Origin of the sequence: Georgenia thermotolerans (assembly GCF_009193185.1) — a bacterium.
GTDB classification, from domain to species: Bacteria; Actinomycetota; Actinomycetes; order Actinomycetales; family Actinomycetaceae; genus Georgenia; species Georgenia thermotolerans.
Genome location: NZ_VUKF01000014.1, coordinates 44,805 through 63,609, shown reverse-complemented (window position 1 = coordinate 63,609; position 18,805 = coordinate 44,805). Strand labels below are relative to the sequence as shown.

The 18,805-nt window shown below is 73.9% G+C and carries 17 protein-coding genes; 5 read left to right on the top strand and 12 right to left on the bottom strand.

The genetic code is table 11. The features are described from left to right. Positions 1 to 15: 15 nt before the first annotated feature. The 3 genes from GD970_RS08540 to GD970_RS08530 are packed head-to-tail and all read right to left on the bottom strand — an operon-like array spanning position 16 to position 1,683. Entirely contained in the window at positions 16 to 1,032 is a 1,017-nt protein-coding gene (locus tag GD970_RS08540) for an NAD(P)-dependent alcohol dehydrogenase (RefSeq protein WP_226925232.1), read from the bottom strand. Between the two features lies 1 nt (position 1,033). Continuing rightward, positions 1,034 to 1,249, bottom strand: a complete 216-nt coding sequence (locus tag GD970_RS08535) for a helix-turn-helix transcriptional regulator (RefSeq protein ID WP_152202461.1) — start codon at positions 1,247 to 1,249, stop codon at positions 1,034 to 1,036. Then, positions 1,249 to 1,683 carry a hypothetical protein gene (locus tag GD970_RS08530; protein WP_152202460.1) on the bottom strand — a complete coding sequence of 145 codons (435 nt, stop codon included), beginning with the start codon at positions 1,681 to 1,683 and terminating at the stop codon, positions 1,249 to 1,251. The genes GD970_RS08535 and GD970_RS08530 overlap by 1 nt, the downstream gene beginning before the upstream one ends. Before the next feature lie 184 nt (positions 1,684 to 1,867). Between GD970_RS08530 and GD970_RS22470 the strand changes: the two genes are divergently transcribed. Then, positions 1,868 to 1,996, top strand: a complete 129-nt coding sequence (locus GD970_RS22470) for a hypothetical protein (RefSeq protein WP_264372234.1) — start codon at positions 1,868 to 1,870, stop codon at positions 1,994 to 1,996. Positions 1,997 to 2,018: 22 nt separating this feature from the next. Here GD970_RS22470 and cofE read toward each other — a convergent pair whose 3' ends face one another. The 5 genes from cofE to GD970_RS08505 form a co-directional block, all read right to left on the bottom strand. After that, positions 2,019 to 2,897 carry a coenzyme F420-0:L-glutamate ligase gene (gene cofE, locus GD970_RS08525; RefSeq protein WP_319593455.1) on the bottom strand — a complete coding sequence of 293 codons (879 nt, stop codon included), beginning with the start codon at positions 2,895 to 2,897 and terminating at the stop codon, positions 2,019 to 2,021. After that, the gene (locus GD970_RS08520; protein WP_152202459.1) at positions 2,894 to 3,898 is read right to left on the bottom strand and encodes a TIGR03557 family F420-dependent LLM class oxidoreductase; all 1,005 of its coding nucleotides are present in this window, start codon (positions 3,896 to 3,898) and stop codon (positions 2,894 to 2,896) included. The genes cofE and GD970_RS08520 overlap by 4 nt, the downstream gene beginning before the upstream one ends. A 76-nt stretch (positions 3,899 to 3,974) precedes the next feature. After that, the gene (locus GD970_RS08515; protein ID WP_152202458.1) at positions 3,975 to 4,424 is read right to left on the bottom strand and encodes a TM2 domain-containing protein; all 450 of its coding nucleotides are present in this window, start codon (positions 4,422 to 4,424) and stop codon (positions 3,975 to 3,977) included. Positions 4,425 to 4,677: 253 nt separating this feature from the next. After that, positions 4,678 to 5,076 carry a cupin domain-containing protein gene (locus GD970_RS08510; RefSeq protein WP_152202457.1) on the bottom strand — a complete coding sequence of 133 codons (399 nt, stop codon included), beginning with the start codon at positions 5,074 to 5,076 and terminating at the stop codon, positions 4,678 to 4,680. Between the two features lie 102 nt (positions 5,077 to 5,178). Further along, positions 5,179 to 6,525, bottom strand: coding sequence for a family 4 glycosyl hydrolase (locus GD970_RS08505; protein ID WP_152202456.1), 1,347 nt, complete (start codon positions 6,523 to 6,525; stop codon positions 5,179 to 5,181). Positions 6,526 to 6,558: 33 nt separating this feature from the next. On the opposite strand from GD970_RS08505, the gene GD970_RS08500 reads away from it, so the two are divergent. The 4 genes from GD970_RS08500 to GD970_RS08485 all read left to right on the top strand — a co-directional run bounded on the left by GD970_RS08500 (position 6,559) and on the right by GD970_RS08485 (position 13,943). Continuing rightward, on the top strand, positions 6,559 to 7,662 hold the full coding sequence (locus GD970_RS08500) for a carbohydrate kinase family protein (protein ID WP_152202455.1): 1,104 nt from the start codon (positions 6,559 to 6,561) through the stop codon (positions 7,660 to 7,662). Positions 7,663 to 7,791: 129 nt separating this feature from the next. Then, complete coding sequence (locus tag GD970_RS08495; protein ID WP_152202454.1) at positions 7,792 to 9,084, top strand: alpha/beta fold hydrolase; 1,293 nt, start codon at positions 7,792 to 7,794, stop codon at positions 9,082 to 9,084. 257 nt (positions 9,085 to 9,341) lie between these two features. Beyond that, complete coding sequence (valS, locus tag GD970_RS08490) at positions 9,342 to 12,026, top strand: valine--tRNA ligase (RefSeq protein WP_226925231.1); 2,685 nt, start codon at positions 9,342 to 9,344, stop codon at positions 12,024 to 12,026. Between the two features lie 81 nt (positions 12,027 to 12,107). Continuing rightward, the gene (locus GD970_RS08485) at positions 12,108 to 13,943 is read left to right on the top strand and encodes an AMP-dependent synthetase/ligase (RefSeq protein ID WP_211489808.1); all 1,836 of its coding nucleotides are present in this window, start codon (positions 12,108 to 12,110) and stop codon (positions 13,941 to 13,943) included. A 140-nt stretch (positions 13,944 to 14,083) separates the two neighbouring features. On the opposite strand, the gene GD970_RS08480 is transcribed toward GD970_RS08485, so the two are convergent. The 4 genes from GD970_RS08480 to clpX all read right to left on the bottom strand — a co-directional run bounded on the left by GD970_RS08480 (position 14,084) and on the right by clpX (position 18,659). Then, a complete protein-coding gene (locus GD970_RS08480) occupies positions 14,084 to 14,434 on the bottom strand; it encodes a chorismate mutase (RefSeq protein WP_152202452.1) in 351 nt (116 codons plus the stop codon). 9 nt (positions 14,435 to 14,443) lie between these two features. Then, positions 14,444 to 15,877, bottom strand: a complete 1,434-nt coding sequence (locus GD970_RS08475) for an MFS transporter (protein WP_152202451.1) — start codon at positions 15,875 to 15,877, stop codon at positions 14,444 to 14,446. A 106-nt stretch (positions 15,878 to 15,983) separates the two neighbouring features. Next, complete coding sequence (locus tag GD970_RS08470) at positions 15,984 to 17,210, bottom strand: baeRF2 domain-containing protein (protein WP_152202450.1); 1,227 nt, start codon at positions 17,208 to 17,210, stop codon at positions 15,984 to 15,986. Positions 17,211 to 17,384: 174 nt separating this feature from the next. After that, complete coding sequence (gene clpX / locus GD970_RS08465; RefSeq protein ID WP_152202449.1) at positions 17,385 to 18,659, bottom strand: ATP-dependent Clp protease ATP-binding subunit ClpX; 1,275 nt, start codon at positions 18,657 to 18,659, stop codon at positions 17,385 to 17,387. Positions 18,660 to 18,805 lie beyond the last annotated feature (146 nt).

The window sequence follows — 18,805 nt, the reverse complement described above, 5'->3', positions numbered from 1 at the left end:
CAGGTGCCGGCGCGCTCAGTGTCCGGGGACCACGATCACCTTGCCGACGGTGTGGCCGGCGTCGACGTGGGCGAGCGCCTCGCGCGCCTCGGTCAACGGCCACGTGCGCTCGATCACCGGCGTGATGCTGCCCCTCGCGGCGAGCGCGAGGAGCTCGGCGAGGATCTCGGGCTTGGCGACCGCGGCCAGCGGGCGGATGCGACGCTTCGATCCGATCGAGAGCAGCGCTGCCCGCAGGATCCGCGGTATCGGGCCGAGCACCGGGCCGCCGAGGCCGGCCACCATCACCAGCGTTCCGCCCGGCAGGAGCAACCGGCGCAGCGCGCGGAGCGGAGCGGTCCCGGCGATGTCGATGATCGCGTCGAACGATGCCGCGGGGAGCTCCGCGATGGCCGTGGAGCGGTAGTCGAACGTGCGCGTGGCGCCCAACCGCTCGAGCAGCGACCGGTTGCGCTCGCCGCACAGCGCCCAGACCTCGGCGCCCCTCATCGCGGCGAGCTGCACGGCGAAGGTGCCGACGCCGCCGGACGCGCCGATCACGAGAACGCGACGACCGGATGATCCGGCGGCCACTGCCCCTCGCTCCAAGGCCTGCCACGCCGTGCCCCCGGCCAGCGCGAGCGCGGCCGCCGTCGCCGGGGCGAGGCCGGCGGGGCGGCGCACCAGCCGCGCGGCGGGCGCGACGGCATACTCGGCGAGCGCCCCGCCGGGAAGCTCGCCCACCACCTCGTCGCCCACTGCGAGGCCGGACACGTCCGCGCCGACGGCAAGGACCACGCCCGCGGCATCCATCCCCCTCACGGGCTGCTTCGGGCGGCGGATGCCGAACGCGAGACGCAGCAGCAGCGGATCGCCGCGCAGCAGACGGACGTCGGCGGCGTTGAGCGCGGTTGCGCCGATCTTCAGCAGCACGTCTCCGCGACCCGGGGTCGGAACCGGCACCTGCTCGGCGCGAAGGACCTCCGGCCCGCCGTATTCGGTCTGCCGCCACGCCGTCATGGTCTGCCTCGCTGCATCCGTCTTGCCGGTCACGTCATCCCTCCGGGTACTGGAAGAGGTCGTCGAGGCCGAGGCCGAAGACGCGGGAGATCTGGAAGGCGAGCTCGAGCGTCGGCGAGTACCTGCCCTGCTCGATCGCGATGAGGGTCTGGCGCGTGACACCGATCTGCTTGGCGAGCGCGGCCTGCGTCATCCCGGCTCCCTCTCGCGCCGCGCGGATCGAGTTGGTGACCTTTGTGGGCCTGACCATCAGGCCAGCCCGCGCCTGTAGGCGATCACGCCAGCGATGCCGCCGACGATGGCTGACAGGGCGAAGCCGAAGAACATCACGTTCGCGATCCAGAACCAGTGGGCCTGGAAGCCGCACAGCACGATCACGCCGACACCGGCGATCACGACGAAGGCCTGGCCGACGCGCGAGCCCATGCGCGCGATCTCGCGGTCGCGTTCGTCGGACCTGCCCACTCCGTCGGGGTCGCGCGTGCCCGCGATGATTCCCCAGACGATGCTCACCGCGATCGCGGCGACGATGCTGCCGCCGATGGTCCAGAGCATGACCGGCCACCAGTCGACCTCCGTGAGCGGGCCCCCCGCCGCCCGCTGGAGCACGACCACGACGTACATGATCACGCCGATCACGCTCACGACGAGGCTCGACCACATGTTGCGCTCTTCGTAGACCATCGCCCGCTCCTCATGTCAGGAATTCTTGACATCAAGGTAGGGGGCCGACGGGTGATGTCAAGAACTCTTTACACGCTCGCCTGGCGCGCCTGCCCAAGGCCGGAGATCGCCCGGGTCGACGGGCGGATGCCACGAGGCGGGTCGGCGGGCCGGCGCTGGTCGCCGGCACCGCAAGGAGCAGCTCGTGCACCTGCGCGTCCTCGCCGCGAACCCGGCCGAACGCTTCTGGGCATTCATGACCGGGGCGAGCCCTCACGTCATCGGTGACCTCGACGGGCGCGACGCGCAGCCCGCGACCAGCAGGACCGCTTGACAGCCCGATCTCCCTGAGGGAGTCAGTCGGCGTCCACGCCGTGGCGGAACATGTCCTCCGCGGGCGGGCGGATGAGCGTGGCCGCGCCGTCGCCGTCCTCGAGGGTCACCGCGTGCGCCATCCCGCGCACGACGGCGACCGGGCGCCCGGCCGCCTTGCCCTTGACCAGCTCGGCCGCGGCGGCGATCTCGTCGGCCAGGCTGATGACGGTGACGTTGAGCTCGCGGCCGTAGGCGTCGCGGCGGCCGCGATGGTCGGCGAGCACCCGCACGCCGGCCGCGCCGATGGCCATGTCGACCAGCCCGCGGCGCCACGGCCGCCCGGCGGTGTCGGTGACCAGCACCCCCGGGCGCACGCCCAGCCGGGCGTGCAGCCCGCGCCGGAGCCGGCGGGCGGAGGCGTCCGGGTCCTCGGGCAGGAGCAGCGCGGTGCCGGCCGGCACGTCGGAGGAGTCCACGCCCGCGGCGGCCATGACCAGGCCCTGGGTGTTCTCGACGATGCGCAGCATGGTCCCGTCCGGCCGCTGCCGGGTGGCCACCACCCGCACGGTCTCGCCGGCGATGACCGCCTCGCGCTCGGCGGCGTCCCGGGCGGCCACGAGCCGCCCCTCGGCCTTGGCGACGACCTTCGAGGCGACGACGACGACGTCGCCCTCGGCCACCCCGGTGGACCCGTCGGGCCAGCGCAGGGCCGCGAGCGCCGGGGTGAGCCGGGCGGCGAGGTCGTCGCCGCGCGTGATGACCGGCACGCCGTCGGGCGCCTGGGCCATGACGAGGGCCGCCGGGGCGGTGACGTCGGCGCCGGCCGTTGCGGCGGCGCCGGCCGTTGCGGCGGCGCCGGTCGGCGCGGCGGCGTCCGGGCCGGTGGGCGCGGCGGCGTCCGGGCCGGGCGTGGCGCTCATCGGGCGAGCTTCGGCAGGACGTCGCGGCCGAAGACCTCGAGCCACTCGGCCTGGTTGCGCCCGACGTTGTGCAGGTAGATCCGGTCGAAGCCCAGGTCGACGTACTTCTGGATCTCGGCCCGGTGGGCGTCGGGGTCGGCGGAGATGACCATGCGGCCGGCGAAGTCCTCCTCGCGCACCAGCTTGGCCATGGCGGCGAAGTCGTACGGGGAGCGGATGTCGGCCTTGGGGAACTTCATCCCCCCGTTGGGCCACTGCTCCATCGCGTTCGCCAGCGCCTCCTCGTCCGTCGGCGCCCAGGACAGGTGCAGCTGGAGCACCTTGGGCATCGCGTCGGGGTCCTTGCCGGCCTCGCGCGCCCCGGCGGCGAACTTCTCGAACAGCCCGCCGATCTTCTCCAGCGGCGCGCCGACCGTGATCAGGCCGTCGGCGTGCTTGCCGGCCCGCTTGGCCGTCACCGGGCCGCCGGTGGCCACGAGGATGGGCGGGGCCTGCTCGGGCATGGTCCACAGCCGGGTGGACTCGAGCTTGTAGAACGTCCCGGCGTGCTTGGTGTCCTTGCCCGCCAGGGAGTTGGTGAACAGCTTGCGGATGATCTCGATGGCCTCGAACATCCGGTTGATCCGCTCGGGGGCCTCGGGCCAGTACTGCCCGATGATGTGCTCGTTGAGCGCCTCGCCCGAGCCCAGCCCCAGCCAGTGCCGGCCCGGGTACATCGCGGCCAGGGTGGCCGAGGCCTGGGCGACCATCGCCGGGTGGTACCGGAACGTCGGCGCGGTCACCCCGGGGCCGAAGTCCCCGCGCGTGCGCTCGCCGACGGCGGTGAGCACGTTCCACACGAAGGACGCCTGGCCCTGGGTCGGGGTCCACGGCTGGAAGTGGTCCGCCGCCATGACGCCGGAGAACCCGTGCTCCTCCGCCTGCGCGGAGTAGTCCACCGCCTCGGTGGGGTGGAACTGCTCGAGCGCCGCCGCGTATCCGATGGTCAGGCCGTCTGCCACGATGTGTCCGCCTCTCGTTCGGGGTCCGGCCCATCATCGTAGGACCCCGGCGCGACGGCCCCACCGGCGGGCGCTGTCAGTTCAGGGGCACGCCGTTGGCGCTCCTCGAGTACCGGCCCTCCTTGGCGACCAGGAACAAGATGAGCTCGACGATCACCCAGATCCAGAGCGGGACGAGGATGAAGAACCCGACGATGATGAAGGAGGTGAGCCAGCCGACGATCCCCAGGACCAGCTGGGCGACCGCCGTGCCGGTGTAGCCGAGGTAGAAGTTGTGCACACCCAGGTGGCCGAAGAAGGACGCGAGCACCGCCGTCAGCAGCCGCGACTTCGGCATCACGATCACCGTGGGCTGGGGGTAGGGCTGCGGCAGGTGGGGGTACTGGTACGACGGCGGGTACGGCACCTGACCCGCTGGCGGGTACGGCGCCTGGCCCGCCGGCGGGAACGGAGGCTGCTGGTACGGCTGCGGCTGGTAGGGCTGCGGGAGGTACCGTTCCGGGTTCGGCTGGGGCTGGTCGGACATGGGTGTTCCTTCTGGCGGTCGGACGACGACGGGCGCTGCGTTGGCAGGGGTGCTGGCTGACGAGCACCTCGATGTCGTCCGTGCGAAGTCGAACAGCGACGGCCCCTCTGCAGCCGCAGGGTGGGAACGGGTGTCGCGCCGACCTCGAGCCCGACCTGCCGGGCGATCATACGGGCGGGCACGGCGCGGGCAGGCGATTTCGGACGGCACGCCGAGGAACGCCTGGGCGCGGCGTCGGTCAAGCCGGGATCGCTCAGCCCTGCGGCGGCTCGTCCCGGCCGGACTCCTCGGCGGCGTCGGCCTCGGCCTTGGTCGCGTACACCGCGCCGTCGGCGTGCTCGGGCGGGCTGTAGATCGTGTACAGCACCAGCGGGTTGGGCCCGACGTTGAGGAAGTTGTGCCGTGCCCCCGCCGGCACGACGACGATGTCGCCGGGGGCGACGAACTTCTCGTCGCCGTCGATGACCGCCTTGCCCGCCCCCGCCACGAAGCTGAGGATCTGGTCGGTGCCCTCGTGCGTCTCCTCGCCGATCTCCTCGCCCGGCGGGACGGTCATGATCACGAGCTGGCTCTGCTCCCCGGTCCACAGCACGCGGCGAAACTCCGCGCCGTGCTCCGGCTCGCCCTCGCGCGACCACAGTCGGACGGTCATCGGCTCCCCCTTCCCTCCGGCGCGCTCGTGCGCCGGTGCGTGGGCCCCCAGGTTGCCGCACACCGGCCGGGCGCGCAGGCGGAACGGCGGGCGGCGGGAGGCTCAGGCCGGCAGGTAGGCGTCCACCAGCCGGCGGGCCACGGCCACCGAGTCGACCAGGGGGTGGCGGGCGAACGCCAGCCAGGCCGCCTCCCGCGAGCGGGTGCGGGCGGCGTCGATGACGAGCCGCTCGCAGGCCTTGACCGTCGCCACCCGCGCGAGCATCGAGGGCGCCAGCGCGGTGCGCTGCCCGAGCGGGTGCACCCCGGCGCCGTCGACCCGCACCGGCACCTCGACGACGGCGTCGGTGGGCAGGCCCGCCAGCAGGGGGGCGCCGTCGGGACCGGTGTTGGCGACGTCGAGGATCATCCGGTGCTCCTCGCCGCCGAGCAGGGCGGCCATGAGGTCGACGGCGACCTCGTGGTAGCCGCCGCCGAGGTCCTCCGCGTGCCGCTCCCCCGCGGCCGTGCTCTCGCGCTCGGTGGCCATGTAGGTCGCCTCCCGCTCGGCCAGCGCCCCGCGCCACAGCGCCAGCGCCAGCGCCGGCTCGGCGGCGGCCGCGGCGTAGAAGGCGCCCTGCTGCCCGGCGAGGAACTCCCCGCGGGTGCGCTGCTCGGCCGCGAGCGCCGCGACCGCCTCGCGGGTGTAGTCGTAGTAGTACAGGTACTCGTTGGGCAGGGCGCGCTGGGCCCGCACCCACTCGGCGCCCATGAGCCGGACCTCCTCCAGCCCGCGCAGGGCGGCGTCGTCGGCCAGCAGGCCGGGCAGCAGGTCCCGGCCGCCGGCGCGCACCCCCCGCAGCCAGCCGAGGTGGTTGAGCCCGGCGTAGTCGACCTCCGCCTCGCCGCGGTCGAAGGCCATCGGGTCCAGGCCGACGGCGCGCAGGGTGCGGCGCACGAGCGCGATGGGGGTGTCGCAGATGCCGACGACGCGGTCGCCCAGGTGGGCGCGCATGGCCTCGGTGACGATCGAGGCCGGGTTGGTGAAGTTGATGGTCCACGCCCGCGGCGCCAGCGCGGCGATCCGCTCGGCGAGGGCGTCGGCGACGGGCACGGTGCGCAGCGCGTAGGCCAGCCCGCCCGGGCCGACGGTCTCCTGGCCCAGGACGCCCAGGCCCAGGGCGGCGCGCTCGTCCTGGGTGCGCCCGCCGGTCCCGCCCACCCGGATGGCGGAGAAGACGACGTCGGCGCCGCGCACGGCCTCGTCGACGTCGGTGGTGGCCCGCACGGCCGGGCCGGTGCCCGCCTCGGCGCGGAGCTGGGCGAGGACGTCGGTCATGACGGCGAGCCGGGCGGCGTCGTCGTCGAGGAGGACCACGCGGTCGACGCCGACCCGCTCGCGGGCGGCGGTCACGGCCTGGTAGACGAGCGGGACGCGGAAGCCCCCGCCGCCGAGGATCGTCAGCTGCACGGGGCCACGGTATCGGGATGGGAGGATCCCCCCATGACCACCGCCCCCGCCGAGCCGCTGGACGTCCTCGTCGCCGGACCCGTCTTCTTCGACGTCGTGTTCACCGGGCTGCCCGCCGCTCCCAGCCCGGGCACCGAGGTGTGGGCGCAGGGCATGGGCACCGCGCCCGGCGGCATCGCGAACCTCGCCGTGCCGATGGCGCGGCTGGGCCTGCGCACCGGGATGGCCGCCGGGTTCGGCGACGACGCCTACGCCGACTGGCTGTGGACGGTGCTGGCCGAGCAGGAGGGGGTGGACCTGTCCGCCTCGCGCCGCTACCGGCACTGGCACACCTCGGTGACGGTGTCCATGGCCTCGGGCCGCGACCGGGCGATGGTGACCCACGGCCACCCGGACCCCGAGCCGGCCCACCACCTGCTCGGCGACCCGCCCGCCGCCCGCGCCGTCGTCACCGAGCTCGTCCCGGCTGGCGAGACGGACGGGTGGTGGCGGCCCATGGCCGACGAGGGGACCCTGGTGTTCGCGGACGCCGCCTGGGACCCCTCCGGGGCGTGGGACGCCGCCCTGTCCGAGCGGCTGGACGGCTGCTACGCCTTCACCCCCAACGCCGCGGAGGCGATGGCGTACACCCGCACGGCGGACCCGGCGGAGGCGGCACGGGTGCTGGCCGAGCACGTCCCGCTCGTCGTCGTCACGCTCGGAGGGGACGGGGCGCTGGCCGTCGAGGGCGGGCGGGAGGTGCGGGTGGAGCCGCTGGACGTCGACGCCATCGACGCCACCGGCGCCGGCGACGTCTTCGCCGCCGCCCTGGTCACCGGCACCCTGCACGGCTGGCCGCTCGAGCAGCGGCTGCGCTTCGCCACCTTGTGCTCGGGGCTGGCGGTCCAGCACTTCGGCGGGTCGCTGGCCGCCCCGGGCTGGGGCGACATCGCCGACTGGTGGGACGCCACGGTGGGGGCCGCGCGCACGGGCGCGCCGGGCGCGCGGGCGACGGCCGACCGGTACGAGTTCCTCACCGACGTCCTGCCCGGCCGGGCGCTGGCCCGGGTCCGGCGGGCGGAGGCGACCATCGCCCGCCTGTCCGACGCCCAGCACGGGACGGCGGCGCCCGCCACGCCCACGCTGCGCACCCGCTGACGGCCCCACCACCCGGGCGCACCCGCTGACGGCCCCACCACCCGGGCGCACCCGCTGACACTGGCCCCACCACCCGGGCGCACCCGGTCACGGAGGCGCGTCGGCGGCCCGGCCCGGGAGAATGCCGCCATGGACACCACCAGCTACCGCCTCGACGGCCACGACGTCTTCGAGCACCGCCTGACCGTCCCGCTCGACCACGCCGACCCGGCCGGGGAGACCCTCACGCTCTTCGCCCGGGAGATCGTGCGCGACGGCGGCGCGGACCTGCCCCACCTCGTGTGGTTCCAGGGCGGGCCCGGCGGGCGGGCCGACCGGCCGGCGCGGATCGGCGGCTGGCTGGACCGGGCGCTGCGCGACTACCGGGTGGTCCTGCTCGACCAGCGCGGCACCGGCGCCTCCACCCCGGCCGACGCCGTCACGGTCACCGCCCGCGGCGACGCCGCCGCGCAGGCGGCCTACCTCGCGCACTTCCGCGCCGACGCCATCGTGGCCGACGCCGAGGCGCTGCGCCGCGAGCTCACCGGGGGCCGGCCGTGGGCGGCGCTGGGGCAGTCCTTCGGCGGGTTCGTCATCACCGCCTACCTCAGCGCCGCGCCCGAGGGGCTCAGCGCCGCCTACATCACCGGCGGGCTGCCCGCCCTGACGGCCAGCGCCGAGGACGTCTACCGCCTCACCTACGCCAAGACCGCCCGCCGCAACGTGCAGTACTTCGCCCGCTACCCCGCCGACCAGGCCCGCCTGCGCGAGCTCGCCCGGCACCTGGCCGACACCGACGAGCGGCTGCCCACCGGGGAGCGGCTCACCGCCCGCCGGCTGCGGCAGGTGGGCATCCGGCTCGGGGCCGACCTGGGGTTCGACGCGCTGCACTACCTCTTCGAGGACCCCTTCGTCACCGTCGGCGGCACCCGGCGGCTCAGCCGGGCCTTCCTCGCCGACGTCGGGGCGCTGGTGAGCTACGCCGGCCGGGAGCTGTACGCGGCGCTCCACGAGGCGATCTACGCCCAGGGCGCCGCCACGCACTGGGCCGCCCAGCGCGTGCGCGGGGAGTTCCCCACGATGGCCGAGGACGCCGACCCCGCCTGGCCCGGCACCCCCTACCACCTCACCGGCGAGCACATCTACCCGTGGCAGCTGCGCGAGGACCCGGCGCTGGCCCCGCTGGCGGCGGCCGCCGACCTGCTCGCCGCCAAGGAGGACTTCCCCCGGCTCTACGACCGCGAGGTGCTCGCCCGTAACACGGTCCCGGTGGCGGCGGCGGTCTACGTCGACGACATGTTCGTCCCGGTCGAGCTGTCCCTGGAGACCGCGCGGACCATCCGGAAGCTGCGCCCGTGGGTGACCAACGAGTATCAGCACGACGGCATCCGGGTCGACGGCGAGCGCATCCTCGACCGGCTCTTCGCCCTCGCGCGGGGCTGAGCGGCGCAGCGGCGGTCGACCACCCGGCAGGCGGGCGCCCGGCGGCCCGGGCACCCGGCGGCCCGGCGCCCGCCTACCGCGCCAGTTCGCGCTGAGCGCGCCAGCTGCGACTGTGGCGGTCGGCGCGAACTGGCACGGGCGGTGAGAGCTGCAGCGCCCGCTGCGCGTGAGGGTCGCCCGTGGGGTCCACGTCCGCGGCCGCCACCGTGACGGGCGTGACGGCGCGCACCGCCGCCGTCATGAAAGAATCGGCCACCATGAGCGAAACGCCCCTGACCGCCGCCGTGCCCGAAGCCGAGTCCCTCCCGGCCCCACAGGTACCGGACAAGGTCAGCCTCGACGGCCTCGAGGAGCGGTGGAACGCCGCGTGGACGGCGGAGGGCACCTACGCCTTCGACCGCACCGCCACCCGTGAGCAGGTGTACTCGGTCGACACCCCGCCGCCGACCGTCTCCGGCTCCCTGCACGTGGGCCACGTGTTCAGCTACACCCACACCGACGTCGTCGCCCGCTACCAGCGCATGCGCGGCAAGGCGGTGTTCTACCCCATGGGCTGGGACGACAACGGCCTGCCCACCGAGCGGCGCGTGCAGAACTACTTCGGCGTGCGCTGCGACCCGTCGCTGCCCTACGACCCCGACTTCACCCCGCCGCACGTCGGGGGCGAGGGCAAGTCGATCAAGGCCGCCGACCAGGTGCCGATCAGCCGCAAGAACTTCGTCGAGCTGTGCGAGCGCCTCACCGCCGAGGACGAGCAGCAGTTCGAGGCGCTGTGGCGCCACCTCGGCCTGAGCGTGGACTGGAAGCACCACTACCAGACCATCGGCCGCGACGCGCAGCTGGTGGCGCAGGCGGCGTTCCTGCGCAACCTCGCCCGCGGCGAGGCCTACCAGGCGCAGGCGCCGGGCCTGTGGGACGTGACCTTCCAGACCGCCGTCGCCCAGGCCGAGCTGGAGGCCCGCGACTACCCGGGCTTCTACCACAAGGTCGCCTTCCACAAGAACGGCGACCCCGGCGACGTCGTGCATATCGAGACGACCCGGCCCGAGCTCCTCCCGGCGTGCGTGGCGCTCATCGCCCACCCCGACGACGAGCGCTACCAGGCGCTGTTCGGCACCACGGTGACCTCCCCGGTCTTCGGCGTCGAGCTCCCGGTCCTCGCGCACCCGGCCGCGGAGATGGAGAAGGGCGCCGGCATCGCCATGTGCTGCACCTTCGGCGACCTCACCGACGTGCAGTGGTGGCGCGAGCTGCAGCTGCCCACCCGTTCGGTCCTCGGCCGCGACGGGCGCATCCTGCGCGACACCCCGGACTGGCTCGCCACCGACCAGGCCCGCGACACCTACGCGGAGATGGCCGGCAAGACCACCTTCTCCGCCCGCAAGGTCGTCGTCGACGCGCTGCGCGCCAGCGGCGACCTCGACGGCGAGCCCACCCCGACCCAGCGCAAGACGAACTTCTTCGAGAAGGGCGACAAGCCGCTGGAGATCGTCACCTCCCGCCAGTGGTACATCCGCAACGGCGGCCGGCCCTACACCGAGGCCAACGGCCGGGAGCTGCGCGAGAACCTCATCGCCCGCGGCCAGGAGCTCGACTTCCACCCCGACTTCATGCGGGTGCGCTACGAGAACTGGGTCAACGGCCTCAACAGCGACTGGCTGGTCTCCCGCCAGCGCTTCTTCGGGGTGCCGATCCCGGTGTGGTACGCCGTGCGCGAGGACGGCGAGGTCGACTACGACCACGTCCTCACCCCCGACGAGGCCGCCCTGCCGGTGGACCCGAGCACCGACGTGCCCGCCGGCTACACCGAGGACCAGCGCGGCGCGCCCGGCGGGTTCGTCGGCGAGGTCGACATCATGGACACCTGGGCGACGTCGTCGCTGTCGCCGCAGATCGCCGGCGGCTGGCTGCGCGACCCGGACCTGTTCGAGCGGGTCTACCCGATGGACCTGCGCCCGCAGGGCCAGGACATCATCCGCACCTGGCTGTTCTCCACGGTGGTGCGCGCCCACCTCGAGTTCGGTGCCCTGCCGTGGAAGCACGCCGCCATCAGCGGCTGGATCCTCGACCCGGACCGCAAGAAGATGTCGAAGTCCAAGGGCAACGTCGTCACGCCCATGGGGCTGCTCGAGGAGCACGGCTCCGACGCCGTGCGGTACTGGGCGGCCTCCGCCCGGCTGGGCACCGACGCGGCGTTCGAGGTCGGGCAGATGAAGATCGGCCGCCGCCTGGCCATCAAGATCCTCAACGCCTCGAAGTTCGCCCTGACCATGGGCGGGGACGAGCCGCTCGCGCTCGACCCCGCGGCGGTCACCGCCCCCATCGACCGGGCGATGCTCGCCGGGCTGTCCGACGTCGTCGAGACGGCCACGGCCGCGTTCGAGGCCTACGACCACACGAAGGCCCTCGAGGTCTCCGAGACCTACTTCTGGACGTTCTGCGACGACTACCTCGAGCTCGTCAAGGACCGCGCCTACAACCGCGACGGCACCCAGCCGGCCGCCGAGGCGGCCTCCGCCCGGGCGGCGCTGGCCATCGCGGTGGACACCTTCCTGCGGCTCTTCGCCCCGGTGCTGCCCTTCGCCACCGAGGAGGTCTGGCACTGGTACCGCACCGGCTCGGTGCACCAGGCCGCCTGGCCGGCCGCGGCCCCGCTGCGCGCGGCCGCCGCGGAGGGCGACCCCACGCTCATCGGCGCCACCGGGCAGGCACTGGCCGCGCTGCGCAAGGTGAAGTCGGAGGCCAAGGTCTCCCAGCGCACCACCTTCGCCCGGGCACGGCTGCAGCTGCCGGTCGAGAGCGTCGCGCTGGTCCAGCAGGCGCTGGGCGACCTGCGCGCGGCCGGCCGGGTGCGCGGGGACCTGGAGATCCTGGGCGTGAGCGGCGCCGAGCACGCGGAGGTCGTCGAGCACCAGCTCGACGAGCCCGAGCCGCGCCGCTGACAAGGCCACCGCCGCCGCCGGTCCCCCGGCGGCGGCGCCATGACGGGCCGCCGCGGCGGCCGGAAGAGCGAAGGGACCACGATGGCGGAGACCGTCAGCGAGCAGGCGGGGGTGCGGCGCGAGGCGTCCACCCCCGGCGTCGGAAAGTTCGAGCCGGGCATGTCGATCCCGGGGATCCTGCGCGAGCGGGTCGCCAAGGACCCCGAGGGAACGATCTTCGAGCGGCAGACCGCCCTCGGGTCGGGCTTCGTGCCCGTCACCGCCCGGGTCTTCGCCGAGGAGGTGCTCGCCGCCGCCAAGGGGCTGATCGCCCTCGGCGTCCGGCCGGGCGAGCGGGTGGCGATCATGAGCCACACCAGCTACGAGTGGACCCTGCTCGACTTCGCCGCCTGGTCCGTGGGCGCCGTCCCGGTCTCCATCTACGAGACCTCCTCCGCCTCCCAGGTGGAGTGGATCGTCACGGACGCCGAGGTCAGGGTCGTCTTCACCGAGAACCGCGCCCAGGCGGCGCTGGCGGAGCCGCTGATCGGCCAGGCCGCGCTCGAGCACGTCCTCGTCATCGCGGAGGACGCGGTGAGCCGGCTGCGTGAGCTCGGCGCCGACGTGCCCGACGCGGACGTCACCACCCGCACCGCCGCCCTCGGCCTGGACGCCCTCGCGACGATCATCTACACCTCGGGGACCACCGGGCGGCCCAAGGGCGTCGAGCTGACCCACGGGAACTTCGTCTCCCTGGTGGTCAACGGCTCCGACGACCCCAACTTCTCCATGGTCGTGCGCGGCGCCGGCAAGCGGACGCTGCTCTTCATGCCGCTGGCGCACGTCTTCGCCCGGTTCGTCGAGGTGCTGTGCGTCTACTCCGGCGCCGTCATGGCGCACGTGCCGGACGCGAAGAACCTCGTCGCCGACCTCGCCGCGTTCCGGCCCACCTTCCTCCTCGCCGTCCCCCGCGTCTTCGAGAAGGTCTACAACGCCGCCGACGCCAAGGCCGGCTCGGGCGCCCAGAAGCGCGTCTTCCGGTGGGCGGCCAAGGTGGCCATCGCCTACTCCCGCGCCCTGGACACCCCCGAGGGCCCCTCGCGCGCCCTCAAGACCCAGCGCGCGCTGGCCAGCCGGCTGGTCTACCGCAAGATCCTCGCCGCGATGGGCGGGACGCTGGACTACGCCGTCTCCGGCGGCGGCCCGCTCGGCGAGCGGCTCGGGCACTTCTTCCGCGGCATCGGCGTGGTGGTGCTCGAGGGCTACGGGCTCACCGAGGTGGGCGCGCCCACCACGGTCAACCGCCCCGGCCTGGTCAAGATCGGCACCGTCGGCCCGCCCTACCCGGGCACCTCGGTGCGCATCGCCGACGACGGCCAGGTCCTGGTCAAGGGCCCGCACGTCTTCCGCGGCTACCACGGCAACCCGGAGGCGACCGCCGCCGCGTTCGACCCCGACGGGTGGTTCATCACCGGCGACCTCGGCACCCTCGACGAGGACGGCTACCTGCGCATCACCGGGCGCAAGAAGGAGATCATCGTGACCGCCGGCGGCAAGAACGTCGCCCCGGCGGTGCTCGAGGACCGGCTGCGCGGGCACCCCCTGGTCTCCCAGGTGGTCGTCGTCGGCGACAACAAGCCGTTCATCGGGGCCCTCGTCACCCTCGACGCCGAGATGCTGCCGCAGTGGCTGGCCAACCACCGGCTGCCCGCGATGACCGTGGAGCAGGCGGCCACCGACGAGCGCGTGCTCGCCGCCCTGGACCGGGCGGTCACCCGCGCCAACGAGGCCGTCTCGCGGGCCGAGTCGATCCGCAAGATCACGGTGCTCACCACGGACTTCACCGAGGCCAACGGGTACCTGACGCCGTCGTTGAAGGTCAAGCGGGCCCTGGTGCTCAAGGACTTCGCCGCCGAGGTGGAGTCGATCTACTCCTGATCCCTGGGCCTCGCGTCCGACGACGCGGCCGCTACAGGACACGGCGAGGGCCACAGGTGCACCTGTGGCGCTCGCCGTGTCCTGTAGCGGCCGGTGACAGCTGGCGCGCCCGGTGGGTCCGTCGCGGTCGCCCGCCCGGGCTATGCCCCGGTCGGGGCGCCCTCCCCCGCCAGCGAGTCGGCGATGTCCTCGTGGTGGCGGATGACCTCCTCGACGATGAACTTGAGGAACTTCTCCGCGAACACCGGGTCCAGCCCGGCGTCCTCGGCCAGCGCGCGCAGCCGCGCGACCTGGCGGTCCTCGCGCCCCGGGTCCGACGGCGGCAGGTTCAGCCGCGCCTTGAGCATGCCGACCTTCTTGGTGCAGCGGAACCGCTCGGCGAGCAGGTGGACGAGGGCGGCGTCGATGTTGTCGATCGTCGCCCGGGCCTCCCGGAGCTCCTCGGGGACCTCGGCGGGCTCGTTGCTGCGGTGGATGCCGGGGGTCGTCATGCGGCGATCCTACGTTCCGCGCCCGCCGGGCCGCGGCGGCGTCCGGGGAGGCCCGGCCCCCGTCCCGCCGGCCGCGTCCCGGCGCGACGGCAGCAACGCACCGGCCACGAGCGCCCCGGCGAGCAGCAGCCCGGCGCACCACCACATCGCGGCGCGGTATCCGGCGTCGAAGACGGCCGGGTCGCCGTAGTCGGCGCCGGACAGGCCCACCACGGCCGGCAGCGCCGCGACGGCGATCAGGCTCCCCGCGCGCGCCACCGCATTGTTGACCCCGCTGGCGATGCCGGCCTGCGCATCGGGCAGGGCGGCCAGTACCGTGGCGGTCAGAGGCGTGACCATGAGGGTGATGCCGGCGCCGAAGACCACGACGCCGGGCAGCGCGTCGCTGACGTAGGACACCCCGCCGGAGACGCCGGTGAGCATCGCCGCCCCAGCGGCTGCCAGCGCGGGACCCGCGGCCAGCAACGGCCGCGGGCCGGTACGCGCCATGAGCGCACCCACCCGGGGCGAGAACACCAGCATGAGCACCGTGAAGGGCAGCGTCGCGAGCCCGGCCTGGAGCGGCGTGAAGCCGCCGACCACCTGGAGCTGGAGCACCAGGAAGAACATCACCGCCGCCAGCGCGCCGTACACCACGAAGGTCATGAGGTTGACGACGGCGAACGTGCGGTCGGCGAACACCCCCAGGGCCAGCATGGGGTTGCGGCCGCGGTGCTCGACAGCGAGGAACGCAGCCAGGCCGACGCCTCCGACGGCGGCCGGCACCCAGCCACCCTGGATGAGCGCGAACGTGACGCCCCCCAAGGCCACCACGGCCAGGGCGGCGCCGGCGACGTCGAACGGAGCCCGGGCTGCCCGCGGCTGCCCACCCGACTCCGGCACGTGCCGCAGCCCCACGGCGACCACGGCCGCCGCCACCGGGACGTTGATGAGAAACACCCAGCGCCAGCTGATCGTGTCGACGATCCAGCCGCCGAGCAGCGGTCCGAGGGCGGCCGCCACGCCCGACCAGGCGGACCAGACGCCGATCGCCCGCGCGCGGTCGTGGACGGCGATGGTGCCCTGGATCATCGCCAGGCTCCCCGGCGTCAGCAGCGCGCCGCCGACGCCCTGCACCCCGCGGGCGACGATGAGTTCGCCGCTGCTCTGGGCGAGCCCGCACGCCAGGGACGCCGCGGCGAACCAGACGACGCCGACGAGAAAGACCCGCCGGCGTCCCAGCCGGTCCCCCAGCGAGCCGCCGACCAGGATGAGGGAGGCCAGGGTGAGCATGTAGGCGTTGACCACCCACTGGAGGTCCGCCAGCGAGGCGCCGAGATCCTCACCCAGCGGGCGCAGCGCCACGTTGACCACGGTGCCGTCGAGGAGCGCCATGGCCGAGCCGAGGGTGGCGGCCAGGACCACCCAGCGCCCCTGGGCGGAGCGCAGGGCGACGTCGGGCACGCCCTTATGTTTCCACGGCGGCGGCGCGGTCGGCAGGCGCGGGAGTGATCGGCGGTCGGCCGTCGCTGCGGGCCGGGACGGCGCCGCCCCGGCCCGCCCCGTCCGGCTAGCGCGCCTCGGCGGCGGCCCGGCGGCGGTTGTGCCCCTCGCCGCGGTGCGGGTCGGCGCTCTGGGTGAACACCCGCTCGTTGGGGGTGGCGGCGTCGTCCCAGCGCAGCAGGGCCCCCACGCCGTCGGCCAGCCCGATGCTGGCGTCGTCCGCCACGGTGATGCCGGCCCCCTGCGCCAGGGCCGCGCGCCCCACGGCGAGGTCGGCGCGCACCTGGTGCGGGGCCGTGGCCCCGAGGTCGATGACGTCCTGCTGGGTCAGCCCGATCTCCAGGGGCCCGTCCCCCACCCACAGCTTCTTGCGGGCCAGGGACGACGGCGGCCCGGCCACCGTCTCGGTGATGATGAGCTCGGCGACCTGCCCGCGCCGCAGCACCGCCAGCACGTCGTCGCGGCCGCTCACCGCCGGGCCGTCCTGGCCCTGCAGCTGGCGCAGCTTGTCGAGGACGTCCTCGCGGCGGCGCATCCGGTACTGCTCGAGGGCCGCGGCGACCCGGGCGTTGAACGTCTGCGGCTTGGCGCCCTCGGAGCGGGAGCCGCCCTCGAGCACGACGGCGATGTCCCGGGCCTGGCGGCCGAGCGCGTCGACGACGAGGGTCCGGGCCCGGATGTCACCGGTGAGGATGAGCAGCTCGGGCCGGCGCTCCGCCACGACCCGGGACAGCTCGGCCGCGACGGCCTCGGCGTTGCGCTCCCAGGAGTCCTCCACCCGCGACTCGTACCGGCGCTGGGACCGGCCGCCGACGTTGGCCTTGCGCAGCTCGTCGTGGCCGCCCTCGACGCTCACCTCCCCGTCCCCGGCCGTGATGGCCGTGGCGGACTCGTGGAACGTCAGGTCCGCCCCCGAGCGGTCCACCGAGGCGAGCAGGTAGCGCACCCGCTCGTCGGCGACGCGGGCGAGGGCGAAGGCGTCGGCGCCCTTGTCGTAGATGCCCTCGTCGGTGGCGGGGGGCTGGCTGAGCGTGCAGTCCATGAAGACCTCGCCCCGCCCGGCGACCAGGACGCGGCCGAACTTGCCCGCCGCCTTGCTGATGGTGCGGATGCGCTCGCTCAGCGCTTCGAGCGTGGCCTCGTCGGCGCCCTGCGCCTCGAGACTGCGCCGCAGATCTTTCCACCGTGTGAGCACCGCCTGGTCGCCGGTCTCGCTCTCCCGTGTCGCGTCCAGCACGACCGTGGCGAGGGGGATGTCCGTGGGAAGGTCGGCGGTGATCCGGTCAAGTCGCATCAAGCACCTCGGTGTGTGGTGGGATCCGTTCTTGGGTCTCCCCACTGTGCATGACGGCGGCGCCCCCTGCCACCCCTGTTGTGGACCTATGTCGTCCGTTCGGCGGTCGCGCACTCCGGACGCGCGACGGGCCGGCGCCGCGGATGCGCACCGGCCCGTCGGCGCGGACGAAGGTCAGGCGCTCTTCTCCCGAGGGGTGCGCCGCTTGGTGGGCGACTCCCGGGGCACGAGGGTGGGGTTGACGTTCTCGAGGACCACCTCGCGGGTGACGACCACGCGGGCGACGTCGTCGCGGGAGGGCACCTCGAACATCACCTCGCGCAGCACCTCCTCCATGATCGCGCGCAGGCCGCGCGCGCCGGTCCCGCGCAGCAGGGCCTGGTCGGCGATGGCCTCGAGGGCGTCGTCGGTGAACTCCAGCTCCACGCCGTCGATCTCGAACATGCGCTGGTACTGCTTGACCAGGGCGTTGCGCGGCTCGGTGAGGATGCGCACGAGCGCGGCCTGGTCGAGCTTGCTCACGGTGGCCACGATCGGCAGGCGGCCGACGAACTCGGGGATCAGCCCGAACTTGTGCAGGTCCTCGGGGCGGACCTCGCCAAAGAGGTCGGCCTCGGCGTCGGCCGAGCGCAGCGGCGCGCCGAAGCCGATCCCCCGGCGTCCCACCCGGGCGGAGATGATCTCCTCGAGCCCGGCGAAGGCCCCGGCCACGATGAACAGCACGTTGGTGGTGTCGATCTGGAGGAACTCCTGGTGCGGGTGCTTGCGCCCGCCCTGCGGGGGCACCGAGGCCTGGGTGCCCTCGATGATCTTCAGCAGCGCCTGCTGCACGCCCTCGCCGGAGACGTCCCGGGTGATCGACGGGTTCTCGCTCTTGCGGGCGATCTTGTCGATCTCGTCGATGTAGATGATGCCCTTCTCGGCCTTCTTGACGTCGAAGTCGGCGGCCTGGATGAGCTTGAGGAGGATGTTCTCCACGTCCTCGCCCACGTAGCCGGCCTCGGTCAGCGCCGTGGCGTCGGCGATGGCGAAGGGGACGTTGAGCATCTTCGCGAGGGTCTGCGCGAGGTAGGTCTTGCCGGTGCCGGTCGGGCCGACGAGCAGGATGTTGGACTTGGAGATCTCGACGCCGGAGTCGTCCTGGCCGGTCTCCTTGGCCTGGACGCGCTTGTAGTGGTTGTACACCGCCACGGCGAGGGACCGCTTCGCGGTGTCCTGGCCGATGATGTACTCCTCGAGGAAGTCGTAGATCTCGCGCGGCTTGGGCAGGTCGACCAGCCCGAGCTCGCTGGACTCGGCCAACTCCTCGTCGATGATCTCGTTGCACAGGTCGATGCACTCATCGCAGATGTACACACCCGGACCCGCGATGAGCTTCTTGACCTGCTTCTGGCTCTTCCCGCAGAACGAGCACTTGAGCAGGTCCGCTCCCTCACCCGTGCGAACCACCGGGCTCCACCACCCTCTCGTCTCGTTCGTGCTCTACGACGCTACCGGCCGTACCCGTCCATTCCACACCACGACGCACCGCCTTGTCCTGCCCGCCGCGCGGGATGGTTGCCGCCGGCGTCGCGGCGGGCGGGCGACCACCGGTC